The sequence below is a fragment of the Pseudomonas fluorescens genome (assembly GCF_001648775.1).
Taxonomy (GTDB): Bacteria; Pseudomonadota; Gammaproteobacteria; order Pseudomonadales; family Pseudomonadaceae; genus Aquipseudomonas; species Aquipseudomonas fluorescens_M.
This window is the reverse complement of the sequence record NZ_LVEJ01000036.1, coordinates 1-12,853: the sequence shown is the minus strand read 5'-3', so window position 1 is coordinate 12,853 and position 12,853 is coordinate 1. Positions and strand designations below refer to the sequence as shown.

At 59.8% G+C, this 12,853-nt stretch carries 11 protein-coding genes and 1 pseudogene; 8 read left to right on the top strand and 4 right to left on the bottom strand.

Going from position 1 to position 12,853, the window contains the following annotated elements:
• Positions 1–63: 63 nt before the first annotated feature.
• Positions 64–876 carry a tRNA cyclic N6-threonylcarbamoyladenosine(37) synthase TcdA gene (tcdA, locus tag A8O26_RS27275; protein ID WP_427118894.1) on the bottom strand — a complete coding sequence of 271 codons (813 nt, stop codon included), beginning with the start codon at positions 874–876 and terminating at the stop codon, positions 64–66.
• Positions 877–1,095: 219 nt separating this feature from the next.
• Between tcdA and A8O26_RS27270 the strand changes: the two genes are divergently transcribed.
• The 4 genes from A8O26_RS27270 to A8O26_RS27255 all read left to right on the top strand — a co-directional run bounded on the left by A8O26_RS27270 (position 1,096) and on the right by A8O26_RS27255 (position 6,315).
• Positions 1,096–3,687 carry a glycosyltransferase gene (locus A8O26_RS27270; protein ID WP_064120732.1) on the top strand — a complete coding sequence of 864 codons (2,592 nt, stop codon included), beginning with the start codon at positions 1,096–1,098 and terminating at the stop codon, positions 3,685–3,687.
• 214 nt (positions 3,688–3,901) lie between these two features.
• Entirely contained in the window at positions 3,902–5,053 is a 1,152-nt protein-coding gene (gene dapE / locus A8O26_RS27265) for a succinyl-diaminopimelate desuccinylase (protein ID WP_064120731.1), read from the top strand.
• Positions 5,053–5,862: a putative RNA methyltransferase gene (locus A8O26_RS27260; protein WP_064120730.1), complete on the top strand. Its 810-nt coding sequence runs from the start codon at positions 5,053–5,055 to the stop codon at positions 5,860–5,862. Before dapE ends, A8O26_RS27260 begins: the two co-directional genes overlap by 1 nt.
• A gap of 75 nt (positions 5,863–5,937) precedes the next feature.
• The gene (locus tag A8O26_RS27255; RefSeq protein WP_064120729.1) at positions 5,938–6,315 is read left to right on the top strand and encodes a hypothetical protein; all 378 of its coding nucleotides are present in this window, start codon (positions 5,938–5,940) and stop codon (positions 6,313–6,315) included.
• Positions 6,316–6,442: 127 nt separating this feature from the next.
• Here A8O26_RS27255 and A8O26_RS27250 read toward each other — a convergent pair whose 3' ends face one another.
• Positions 6,443–6,652: a cold-shock protein gene (locus A8O26_RS27250; protein ID WP_007908870.1), complete on the bottom strand. Its 210-nt coding sequence runs from the start codon at positions 6,650–6,652 to the stop codon at positions 6,443–6,445.
• Positions 6,653–6,890: 238 nt separating this feature from the next.
• Here A8O26_RS27250 and plsB point away from each other — a divergent pair, with 238 nt between their 5' ends.
• The 3 genes from plsB (at position 6,891) to A8O26_RS27235 (ending at position 10,639) form a co-directional block, all read left to right on the top strand.
• Positions 6,891–9,392, top strand: coding sequence for a glycerol-3-phosphate 1-O-acyltransferase PlsB (gene plsB / locus A8O26_RS27245; RefSeq protein WP_064120728.1), 2,502 nt, complete (start codon positions 6,891–6,893; stop codon positions 9,390–9,392).
• A 118-nt stretch (positions 9,393–9,510) separates the two neighbouring features.
• A complete protein-coding gene (locus tag A8O26_RS27240) occupies positions 9,511–9,909 on the top strand; it encodes a YbaY family lipoprotein (protein WP_064120727.1) in 399 nt (132 codons plus the stop codon).
• A gap of 40 nt (positions 9,910–9,949) precedes the next feature.
• On the top strand, positions 9,950–10,639 hold the full coding sequence (locus A8O26_RS27235; protein ID WP_064120726.1) for a DUF4197 domain-containing protein: 690 nt from the start codon (positions 9,950–9,952) through the stop codon (positions 10,637–10,639).
• 60 nt (positions 10,640–10,699) lie between these two features.
• On the opposite strand, the gene A8O26_RS27230 is transcribed toward A8O26_RS27235, so the two are convergent.
• Together A8O26_RS27230 and A8O26_RS27225 are read right to left on the bottom strand one after the other, a co-directional pair.
• Positions 10,700–10,957 carry a DUF6124 family protein gene (locus A8O26_RS27230; RefSeq protein WP_064120725.1) on the bottom strand — a complete coding sequence of 86 codons (258 nt, stop codon included), beginning with the start codon at positions 10,955–10,957 and terminating at the stop codon, positions 10,700–10,702.
• A gap of 311 nt (positions 10,958–11,268) precedes the next feature.
• Positions 11,269–12,462, bottom strand: coding sequence for a Fic family protein (locus tag A8O26_RS27225; RefSeq protein WP_081265267.1), 1,194 nt, complete (start codon positions 12,460–12,462; stop codon positions 11,269–11,271).
• 117 nt (positions 12,463–12,579) lie between these two features.
• Between A8O26_RS27225 and A8O26_RS30085 the strand changes: the two are divergent.
• Positions 12,580–12,853: pseudogene (locus tag A8O26_RS30085) on the top strand (hypothetical protein); the annotation flags it as partial.

Genomic DNA, 12,853 nt, shown 5'->3' with positions numbered 1-12,853 from the left:
ACAGGGGAATGCATTTCAATGTGGGAGCGAGCCTGCTCGCGAAGAGGCCATCAGCCTCACCGATCAAACCTCTGGCTTAATGCGATCCGCCGGGCGCCGAACGCCGGCGACAATCTTGTCCACAGCCTTGGTCGCCGCGACCATGCCGAACGTCGCCGTAACCATCATCACCGCGCCAAACCCACCGGCGCAGTCGAGCTTCACGCCATCGCCGACAAAGCTCTTCTGCAAACAAATGCTGCCATCCGGCTTCGGGTAGCGCAGTTGTTCCGTGGAAAACACACACGGCACGCTGTAATGGCGGGTCACTGTGCGCGAAAAACCATAATCGCGACGCAACGTCGAACGCACTTTCGACGCCAACGGGTCGTTGAACGTGCGATTGAGGTCGCAGACCTGGATCAACGTCGGATCAATCTGACCGCCCGCGCCGCCAGTGGTGATGATCTGAATCTTGCGGCGCTTGCACCAGGCAATCAGCGCAGCCTTGGCGTTGACCGCGTCGATGCAGTCGATCACGCAATCAATGTTCGGCGTGATGTATTCGGCCATGGTCTCGCGGGTGACGAAATCCGCCACGGCGTGCACGGTGCAATCGGGGTTGATTCCGCGCAGGCGCTCGGCCATGACCTCGACCTTGGGTTTGCCGACGGTGCTGTCCAGCGCGTGCAATTGGCGGTTGGCGTTGCTGACGCAGACGTCATCGAGGTCGAACAGCGAAATCTCGCCGACGCCACAGCGAGCCATGGCTTCCGCCGCCCAGGAACCGACGCCACCGACGCCGACAATTGCCACATGGGCCGCGCGCAGGCGCTCCAGGCCTTCAATGCCATACAAACGGGCGATGCCTGCAAACCGCGGATCTTCTGTACTCATGACCATTACCCCAAAAACCGGCGCGCATTATAGGGCTACGCGGCGACAAGTTCTAAACATCAGCTACAAGTGTAAGAACTTAAGTCAAAGTCGGCTGCCCAATGCCGGGCATTTCCCTGTCTGATGTACGACTGGCGAACTGCCGGTGTAGGATGCGCGCCCCTCGGGCGTCTAGCCGACCGATCCTTCGTTCCACAGCCTTTGGAACCCGAAATAGCTATGTCATCGCGTAAATTTGGACTCAACCTGGTGGTGGTTCTGGCAATCGCTGCCCTGTTCACCGGCTTCTGGGCGCTGATCAATCGCCCGGTTTCCGCGCCGAACTGGCCGGAGCAGATCTCCGGTTTCTCCTATTCGCCGTTCCAGCAGGGGCAATATCCGCAAAAGGATCAGTACCCGACTGACGACGAGATGCGCCGCGACCTGGAGATCATGAGCAAGCTGACGGACAACATCCGCATCTACTCGGTCGACGGTTCGCTGCAAGACATCCCGAAACTGGCTGAAGAATTCGGCCTGCGCGTGACCTTGGGGATCTGGATCAGCCCGGATCAGGAACGCAACGAACGGGAAATCACCCGCGCCATCGAACTGGCGAACACTTCGCGCAGCGTGGTTCGCGTGGTGGTCGGTAACGAAGCGATCTTCCGTAAGGAAATCACCGCCCAAGAGCTGAGCGTGCTGCTCGATCGTGTGCGTGCGGCGGTGAAAGTGCCGGTAACCACCTCCGAGCAATGGCACGTTTGGGAAGAACACCCGGAGCTGGCCAAGCACGTTGACCTGATCGCTGCGCACGTTCTGCCGTACTGGGAGTTCATTCCGGTCGACAAGGCTGGCCAGTTCGTTTTTGATCGCGCTCGCGATCTGAAAAAAATGTTCCCGAAAAAACCGCTGCTGCTCTCCGAGGTCGGCTGGCCGAGCAACGGTCGCATGCGCGGTGGCGCCGATGCGTCGCCGGCGGATCAGGCGATCTACCTGCGTAACCTGGTCAACAAGCTCAACCGCCAGGGCTTCAACTACTTCGTCATCGAAGCGTTCGACCAGCCGTGGAAGGCCAGCGACGAAGGCTCGGTCGGCGCGTACTGGGGCGTGTTCAACGCCGCGCGTCAGCAGAAATTCAACTTTGAAGGCCCGGTGGTCGCCATCCCGCAATGGCGCGTGCTGGCGATCGGTTCGGTGGTGCTGGCGCTGTTGTCGCTGACCTTGCTGATGATCGACGGCTCGGCCCTGCGTCAACGTGGACGGATCTTCCTGACCTTTATCGCCTTCCTTTGCGGTTCGGTACTGGTGTGGATCGGCTACGACTACAGCCTGCAATACAGCACGTGGTTCAGTCTGACGGTCGGCTTCCTCTTGGCGCTCGGTGCGCTCGGGGTGTTTATCGTCTTGCTGACGGAGGCGCATGAGCTGGCCGAAGCGGTGTGGATTCACAAACGTCGGCGCGAGTTCCTGCCGGTCGAGGGCGACTCCAGCTATCGCCCGAAAGTCTCGATCCACGTGCCGTGCTACAACGAGCCGCCGGAGATGGTCAAACAGACCCTCGATGCACTAGCAGCGCTCGATTATCCGGACTACGAAGTCCTGATCATCGACAACAACACCAAGGACCCGGCAGTGTGGGAACCGGTGCGCGACTACTGCGCAACCCTCGGCCCGCGCTTCAAGTTCTTCCATGTCTCGCCCCTGGCCGGTTTCAAGGGCGGCGCGCTGAACTACCTGATTCCGCACACCGCCAAGGACGCCGAAGTGATCGCGGTGATCGACTCCGATTACTGCGTGCACCCGAACTGGCTCAAGCACATGGTGCCGCACTTCGCCGATCCGAAAATCGCCGTGGTGCAGTCGCCGCAGGATTACCGCGACCAGAACGAAAGCACCTTCAAGAAGCTCTGCTACGCCGAATATAAAGGCTTTTTCCACATCGGCATGGTCACCCGTAACGACCGTGATGCGATCATTCAGCACGGCACCATGACCATGACCCGCCGTTCGGTGCTGGAAGAATTGGGTTGGGCCGACTGGTGCATCTGTGAAGACGCCGAACTCGGTCTGCGTGTGTTCGAGAAAGGTCTGTCGGCGGCGTATTACCACGACAGCTACGGCAAGGGTCTGATGCCGGACACCTTCATCGACTTCAAGAAGCAGCGTTTCCGCTGGGCCTACGGCGCGATCCAGATCATCAAGCGCCACACCCGCGCCCTGCTGCGCGGCAAGGACACCGAGCTGACGCGCGGCCAGCGTTACCACTTCCTCGCGGGCTGGTTGCCGTGGGTGGCGGACGGCATGAACATCTTCTTCACCGTCGGCGCACTGTTGTGGTCGGCGGCGATGATCATCGTGCCGCAGCGGGTCGATCCGCCGCTGCTGATCTTCGCAATTCCGCCATTGGCACTGTTCGTGTTCAAGGTCGGCAAGATCATCTTCCTCTACCGTCGCGCCGTCGGCGTGAACCTGAAAGATGCCTTCTGCGCGGCACTGGCCGGGCTGGCGTTGTCGCACACCATCGCCAAAGCGGTGCTGTACGGCTTCTTCACCACCAGCATTCCGTTCTTCCGCACGCCGAAAAACGCCGACAACCATGGTTTCTGGGTGGCGATTTCCGAAGCACGCGAAGAGTTGTTCATCATGCTGCTGTTGTGGGGCGCGGCGCTGGGGATCTATCTGGTCAACGGCATCCCGAGCAACGACATGCGTTTCTGGGTGGTGATGTTGCTGGTGCAGTCGCTGCCGTATCTGGCGGCGCTGATCATGGCGTTCCTGTCGTCGCTGCCAAAACCTGTGGCTGCGCCTGAACCGGCGCCAGTCGTCTAAATCCTCATCGATGCACTAAACGGCGGCCAATGGTCGCCGTTTTGCTTTAAGATAACCGCCATTTTGCGGGGCTCTTCCTAATCCCCGTGGGAGCGAGCCTGCTCGCGAAGGCTTTGTCACATTCACCGATTATGTTGACTGATACACCGCATTCGCGAGCAGGCTCGCTCCCACAGTTAGTCCGTGCCCACATTCATGATCTTCGGAGTTTTCCATGACGGCCCACGCCGACCTTTCGCCGACCCTCCAACTCGCCATCGACCTGATCCGCCGTCCATCCGTGACGCCGGTCGACGCCGATTGCCAGAAGCAGATGATGCAGCGCCTGGGCGATGCCGGTTTCACTCTCGAGCCGATGCGCATCGAAGATGTGGATAACTTCTGGGCGACCCACGGCAACAACGACGGCCCGGTGCTGTGTTTCGCCGGCCACACCGACGTGGTGCCGACCGGCCCGGTTACCGCGTGGCAGATCGACCCGTTCAACGCGCTGATCGATGAACACGGCATGCTTTGCGGGCGTGGCGCGGCGGACATGAAAGGCAGCCTGGCGTCGATGACCGTTGCCGCTGAGCGCTTCGTTGCCGATTACCCGAACCACAAGGGCAAGGTCGCGTTCCTGATCACCAGCGACGAAGAAGGCCCGGCGCACCACGGCACCAAGGCTGTGGTCGAGCGTTTGGCCGCGCGCAACGAGCGTCTGGACTGGTGCATCGTCGGCGAACCGTCGAGCACCACACTGGTCGGCGACGTAGTGAAAAACGGCCGTCGTGGCTCGCTGGGCGCCACGCTCACCGTCAAAGGCATTCAGGGTCATGTCGCCTACCCGCATCTGGCGAAGAACCCGATCCACCTCGCCGCGCCGGCGCTGGCCGAACTGGCCGCCGAGCATTGGGATCACGGCAACGATTTCTTCCCGCCGACCAGTTTCCAGATTTCCAACGTCAATTCCGGCACCGGCGCGACCAACGTGATTCCGGGCGATCTGGTGGCGGTGTTCAACTTCCGTTTCTCCACCGAATCGACCGTTGAAGGCCTGCAGAAACGCGTGGCTGACATTCTCGACAAGCACGATCTGGACTGGCACATCGACTGGGCGCTGTCCGGTCTGCCGTTCCTCACCGAACCGGGCGCGCTGCTCGACGCGGTGTCGGCGAGCATCAAGGCCATCACTGGTCGCGAAACCAAGGCGTCGACCAGCGGCGGCACCTCCGATGGCCGCTTCATCGCGACCATGGGCACGCAAGTGGTTGAACTGGGCCCGGTCAACGCGACCATTCACCAGGTCAACGAACGCGTGCTGGCGGCGGATCTCGACGTACTGACCGAGATCTACTACCAGACAATGATCAAGTTGCTCGCCTGATGCTTGCTTGCCCCATTTGCAATGAACCGCTGAATGCGGTGGACAACGGCGTGGTCTGCCCCGCCGGCCACCGCTTCGACCGTGCGCGCCAGGGTTATCTGAACCTGCTGCCGGTGCAGCACAAGAACAGCCGCGACCCTGGCGATAACCAGGCCATGGTCGAAGCGCGCCGTGACTTCTTGAACGCCGGGCATTACGCGCCGGTGGCCAAGCGTCTGGCCGAACTGGCGGCGAGTTACGCGCCGGATCGTTGGGTCGATATCGGTTGTGGCGAGGGTTACTACACCGCGCAAATTGCCGAGGCCTTGCCGAACGCTGATGGCTACGCGCTGGACATCTCCCGCGAAGCGGTCAAACGCGCCTGCAAACGCAATCCGGCGATTAGCTGGTTGATCGCCAGCATGGCTCGCGTGCCGTTGGCGTCGGGCAGTTGTCAGTTTCTCGCCAGCGTTTTCAGCCCGCTGGATTGGGAAGAAGCCAAGCGTCTACTCAGCGTTGGCGGCGGCCTGATGAAAGTCGGCCCGACCAGCGGCCACCTGATGGAACTGCGCGAGCGCCTGTACGACGAAGTGCGCGAATACACCGACGACAAGCATTTGGCCCTGGTGCCGCAAGGCATGGCGCTGGCGCACAGTGAAACCCTGGAATTCAAACTGACGCTGGACAAGCCCGAGGATCGCGCCAACCTGTTGGCGATGACGCCCCACGGCTGGCGCGCCAGTGCCGAGCGTCGCGCGGCGGTAATCGAACAGGCCGAGCCGTTCGAGACCACCGTGTCGATGCGCTACGATTATTTCGTTCTTCAATAACTTTTGGTTCCGGGCAAACGCCCGGGGCCGGCTAAATCCGCGAATGGATTTTTCAGACCCGCAGTGAGGACATCCATGCGCCAACCGGACATCGAGATTTACCTGAAAGACGCCGACGTCGACCACAAGGCCATTTCAGCCTGGCTGGGCGAAGCACTGGGCCCGTGCAGCGACTGGGTACAGAAAGGCCAGACCTACAAGTGCAAGGCCGGCAACGTGCCGGTGACCTGGCTGCCGAAAGCCGTCGGCAAATGGAACAGCCTGTACCTGGAAAGCGACCAGACGCCGTGGGATGACGACATTGCTTGCGCCCGCGCAGCCTTTGCCGCGCTGAACGTGGAAGTGCGTTGCGCGCCGGGGACGTGGGTTGAAGAAGAAGGTGAGGAGACGGCAGATCGCTGGATGCGCATCAGCGCTGACGGTGAAGAAGAAATCACCTGGAAAACCGCGTAACAACAAGCAACGCGGATACAAATGTGGGAGCGAGCCTGCTCGCGAATGCGGTGTATCAGTCACCATTCATATCGACTGACACTATGCATTCGCGAGCAGGCTCGCTCCCACAGTGGTTTTCAGCGACTTACAGGCCTACAACATCCTCAGCCTGCAAACCCTTCTCGCCCGTAATCACTGCGTATTCAACCTGCTGGCCTTCGGTCAGCGACCGATGCCCTTCGCCGCGGATCGCGCGGTAGTGCACGAACACGTCCACCCCGTCTTCGCGCTGGATAAAGCCGTAGCCCTTGGCGTCGTTGAACCACTTCACGTTGCCGGTTTCACGTGTTGCCATCTGTTCATACTCCTTTTTTATTATTGAACAGGCTTTTCGCAGGAAAGCCTTTGCGGAACGTCAGCCTGCGTCCGACGTCCATAAAAGGGCCCCGGCGACAGACCGCCGAGTATATGACAGGCGCGAAAACTCTCAACAGGAGATTACTTCGCCGCTTTTTTGCCGATTTTCGTCCAATACGGCACACTATCGACCGCCCGAGCATCTGCTCGGTTTTATTCACTCACGCAGAAGCCGTATGACCCGTTCCCCGTTCCGCCGTCTTGTGTTTGGCACCTTGCGCCGACTGTTGTATCTCTGGGTTCGCTCGGAGACGATCAACCAGTCGTCGTTCACCCTCAACCTCGACCGCAGTCGTCCGGTGTTCTACGTCCTGCAAAACCCTTCGCTGACCGATCTGGCCGTGCTCGATACCGAGTGCACCAAGGCCGGCCTGCCGCGTCCGGTGCTACCAGTGTCGGTGGGATCGCTGATCGAACCGGCGGCGTTTTTCTACCTGACGCCGGATCCGGACTGGCTCGGTCGCCAAGACAAACGCGGCGCACCACCGACCCTGACCCGACTGGTCAGCGCCCTCACGCAGAACGCTGCTGAAGACGCGCAGATCATCCCGGTCAGCGTGTTCTGGGGCCAATCGCCGGACAGCGAAAACAGTCCGTGGAAGCTGTTGTTTGCCGACAGCTGGGCCGTTACCGGACGTCTGCGCCGACTGCTGAGCATCATCGTCCTCGGCCGTAAAACCCGCGTGCAGTTCTCCGCGCCGATCCATCTGCGCGAATTGATCGAACACAACAAGGGCCACGAACGCACCGTGCGCATGGCCCAGCGCATCCTGCGCGTGCACTTCCGCAACCTCAAAGCAGCAGTGATCGGCCCGGACATTTCCCACCGTCGTAACCTGGTCAAAGGCTTGCTCAACCAGCCACTGGTCAAACAAGCGATCCTCGACGAAGCCGAGCGCGAAAACATCTCCCCGGAAAAAGCCAAGGCCCAGGCCCTGCGCTACGGCAACGAGATCGCCTCGGACTACACCTACACCGCGATCCGCTTCCTTGAAGTGGTGTTGAGCTGGTTCTGGAACAAGATCTACGACGGCATCAAGGTCAACCACATCGAAGGCGTGCAGAAGGTCGCCCAGGGTCACGAAGTGATCTACGTGCCGTGCCACCGCAGCCACATCGACTACCTGCTGCTCTCGTACCTGCTGTTCCGCAACGGCCTGACCCCACCGCACATCGCCGCCGGGATCAACCTCAACATGCCGGTGATCGGCAGCCTGCTGCGCCGTGGCGGCGCGTTCTTCATGCGTCGCACGTTCAAGGGCAATCCGCTGTACACCTCAGTGTTCAACGAATACCTGCACACCCTGTTCACCAAAGGTTTCCCGGTCGAGTACTTCGTCGAGGGCGGCCGCTCGCGCACCGGGCGCATGCTGCAACCGAAAACCGGCATGCTCGCGATCACGATGCGCAGTTTCCTGCGTTCGTCGCGCATGCCGATCGTCTTCGTGCCGGTGTACATCGGTTACGAACGCGTGCTGGAGGGGCGCACCTACCTCGGCGAACTGCGCGGCGCGAGCAAGAAAAAAGAGTCGATCTTCGACATCTTCAAAGTCATCGGTGCGCTCAAGCAACGTTTCGGTCAGGTCGCCGTCAACTTCGGCGAGCCGATCAAACTGGCGGAATTCCTCGACGCCGAGCAGCCGGACTGGCGCCAGCAAGAACTCGGACCGCAATACAAACCGACGTGGCTTAACGAAACCACCAACCGCCTCGGCGAAAAAGTCGCGCAGCACCTGAACGAAGCCGCCGCGATCAACCCGGTCAACCTGGTGGCGCTGGCGTTGCTGTCGACCACGCGTCTGGCGCTGGACGATCGTGCGATGGCCCGCGTGCTGGATCTGTATCTGGCACTGCTGCGCAAAGTCCCGTACTCGCCGCACACCACGCTGCCGGAAGGCGATGGCCGCGCGCTGATCGAGCACGTGAAAGACATGGACCTGCTCGCCGAGCAGAACGATGCGCTGGGCAAGATTCTTTATCTGGACGAGCAGAACGCCGTCCTCATGACCTACTACCGCAACAACGTCTTGCACATCTTCGCCCTGCCAGCGCTGCTGGCGAGCTTCTTCCAGAGCGCCTCGCGCATGAGCCGCGAACAGATCCTGCGCTACACCCGCGCGCTGTATCCGTACCTGCAGTCGGAGTTGTTCATTCGCTGGACGCTGGACGAACTCGACGGCGTAGTCGATCAGTGGCTGGAAGCGTTTGTCGAGCAAGGCCTGCTGCGTTTTGAGAAAGACGTCTACCTGCGTCCGGCGCCGAGTTCGCGGCATTTCGTGCTGCTGACCTTGCTGTCGAAGAGCATCGCGCAGACTCTGCAGCGCTTCTACATGACCGTATCCTTGCTACTCAACAGCGGCCAGAACACCGTCAGCGCCGAAGAACTGGAAGACCTCTGCACGGTCATGGCCCAGCGCCTGTCGATCCTCCACGGCCTCAACGCCCCGGAGTTCTTCGACAAGAGCCTGTTCCGCCACTTCATCCAGACCATGCTCGACCTCGACGTGCTGCGTCGCGACGAGGCCGGCAAGCTGAGCTATCACGAACTGCTCGGCGACCTCGCCGAAGGTGCGGCCAAACGCGTGTTGCCGGCGGAGATTCGCTTGTCGATCCGTCAGGTCGCGCTGCATCGCAGTGAAGATGCTGCGGATCAGGTCGTCACCCAACCCGAGACCTGATGCAAACCCTGTGGGAGCGAGCCTGCTCGCGAAGGCGTTGCTTCAGTCACTGTTAAAGTCGACTGACACACCGCCTTCGCGAGCAAGCTCGCTCCCACATTGAAAAGGAGAACTTCCGATGAAAAAACTGACTCTGCTCGCCGCCGCCACGCTGCTCAGCGCCTGCCAATCGACCACACCTGCCGGCAAGGTCGGCCTCGACGGTGAAGTGTTCTACTTGCAACGCATCGCTTTGCCACCGAGCGCGACCTTGAGCGTGAGCCTGCAAGACGTTTCCCTCGCCGATGCGCCAGCCGTCGTACTGGACGAGCAAAAAGGCCCGGTCAAAGGCCAGGTGCCGCTGCCCTTCCACTTGAGTTACGATCCGGCCCAGGTCAAACCAGGCCATCGTTACTCGGTCAGTGCGCGCATTGAAATCAACGGCGAACTGATGTTCATCACCACCGAAAACCACGCCGTGCAACTCGACGGCAACGACCCGCAGCCGCTGAAAATCCGTGTCGACGCCGTTCGTTAATTCATTGTCCGCAACCCTTTACCGCAACAAGGAAGCCGCCATGCTCCGCCCTACCCTTCGCTTCGCCGGTCTGTGTGCAGGCCTGATGATCTCCGCCAGCGCACTGGCCCTGTCGCTCAGTGATCTGTCGCAAAAAGACGCCACCGGCGGCCTCAAGGACGCGCTGACCCAAGGCGCACAAATCGCCGTCAAGCAACTGGGCACCCCCGGCGGCTTCAGCAACAACCCTGAGGTGAAGATCGAACTGCCGGGCAAACTCGGCAAAGCCGCGAGCAAGATGAAAGCCTTCGGCATGGGCGCTCAGGTTGAAGAACTCGAAACCGCGATGAACAAAGCGGCAGAAAGCGCAGTGACTCAGGCCCAGCCAATCCTCGTCGACGCCGTGAAAAAAATGAGCGTCGCCGACGCCAAAGGCATCCTCAGCGGCGGCCAGGATTCCGCCACGCAATACCTCGACAAATCCAGCCGCGAACAGATCCGCGCCAAGTTCCTGCCAATCGTCAAGCAAGCGACCGACAAAGTTGGCGTCGCGCAGAAATACAACGCCTTCGCCGGCCAGGCCGCGACGTTTGGCGTTGTTGATGCGAAGAGCGCCAATGTCGAAAACTACGTCACCGAACAAGCGCTCAATGGCCTGTTCGAAATGATCGGCAAACAGGAAGAAACCATCCGCCAGAACCCGGCCGCTGCGGCGACCAGTCTGGCGAAGAAGGTGTTCGGCACGTTGTAATGTCCTGAACGACAAAAAGCCCGCTGACCTTCACCGGTTCAGCGGGCTTTTTTGTGGGCGTCAGTTTTGCGGATCGACTTGATCGAGAACGCGATTCACCGACAACTCAGCGAGGGAAATCATCTGCTGAATACCCAGCAACTGGTTACACGTGGGGCCTTTCAGGGTGAACGCCAGTTCGATGGCCATGATGTTGGCTGAAGCCAGGGTTTCGCAGGCGTGGGCCAGTAATGTTTCGCTATCGACTTCGGGAAGGACGGTGAAAATTGTGCTGGGGTGGCTGACGGGTCTGGGGGGATTTGGGGTGGGTTTGAACATGGTGGATCTCCTAACTATGGGTGGAGCTACCAGCATCACTTGCAGATGATGGGTGGCAGCTGTGTACGGGTCTGCAAGACCGAGTTGTTAGGCCCTCGGCATACCCGAAGGTATCCCGCACACAGCCACCATAAAACAATGGCCGCTAAAAAGCGCCACGATTATAGGGGCGCTGTTCAGCACCTAACAAACTATCAACGGGCTTGCAGTCCCGATCGCTGAATTTGCAGCGACAGACCTAGCCTAGAGATCGCGCTTCCGACAGACAACCTGAAAACCTTGTGGGAAGGTTCTGAGTTTTCGCAACACAGTTAAACAACTTTGCCTGCCAGATCGTCATCGCCAGCAGGCTGTTTTTTCGTCAGCCGATTGAAAAATTCCGAACTCATCAGCCAGCGCTCAAAATCTTCGGCATACGCTGCGCTTTTGCGATAGACATCGATAAACCCGCCTACCGCCCGCGAGATCACCGAACACTGGAATTCGATGAAGTACGTCAGATCCAACTCATCGGCTTCGCTATGCAAATACGAACGTCCGTACTTCACCGGTGCATTACGCAGTAACAGACTGATCGCGATGTAGCGAAACGCCGAAAACTCGTTCTTGAACATAAACCAGTAAAACAACGCCCTGGCGACTCGGCCGTTACCGTCACGAAAAGGATGTTCATAGCCCAACGCAAAATGCAGCGTGATCGCCTTGATCAGAGGGTGCAGGTCATTGCCCTGTTGAATCCGCCCATCGGCACGATTGATCCAGTCCGACAGCCGCTCGAGGCGCGCGGGCAATCCCTCGACGGGAGGTGGTTTGTGCACCGTGTTCCCCGCTCCGTCCTGAACGACCACTTCATCATTGGTTCTGAACAAACCGGGGGAGTACTGCTCATCATCAATTCCCGTTACGCCCACCCGATGGATCGCAGCGATCAACTCCACGCTCAAAGGCTCATCGCGTTTCTCCCAGGCGAAATTCATCATCCGGTAATTACCCACGACCATCCGCTCGTCCGGCGTACGCGGCTGACGCTGATGCTTGAGCATGTCCTTGGCCACGCGCGTGGTCGTCGCAGCGCCTTCCAGCTGACTGCTGGCAATGGCTTCATCTTCGATCAAGTCATTGAGCAGATAACTGAAATGTGCGCGCTCACCGATCTGGCTGGTCATGTAATCCAGCGCGGCCGAGGTCGTCTGCCGATCCACGAGTGAAATGGTCTGCTGCGCCAACGGCGTCAGCACGTACTTGCCCCACTGCACCGGATCACCCAGCGGCAGCAGATTGACCCGCTGAACAGCCCGTGCCTTCTTCACCAAAGCCCAACACAACTTGGCGTCCAGCCCCACCGGCCAGCGATAACGCAAAGCCTCGAATGGCAGATAACGCCCTTGATCATCGAACGGCTTGAGCAGCGCGAGATAATCCGCCAGCCGTTGCTTGTGCGGCGGGCGCACCAACAAGTCGAACACCGGGTCGGCTCTGCCTTTCAATGCTGGCGGCTTTTTCATCAAGACAAACTCGGGAACGCTGGAAAGCAGAGGCTGGAGTACAGCATCCGAGACACCGAGGCTCAATATCGGAGGTTTCTGAAAAAGATGTAGGAAGTGGCGGAGGCAGAGCGGGCTATGGATAGTCAGCGCGAACAGGTCGGCTCTCAGGCCGCATTCACAGCTGGATTGAGTACATCTGCAAAAACAGGTCGGCTCTCAGGCCGCCTTCGCGAGCAAGCTCGCTCCCACAGTTGGATTGAGTACATCTGTAAAAAACAGGTCGGCTGTCAGGCCGCCTTCGCGAGCAAGCTCGCTCCCACAATTGGATTGAGTACATCAGGCAGAAGATTGGTCGGCTGTCAGGCCGCCTTCGCGAGCAAGCTCGCTCCCACAATTGGATTGAGTACAT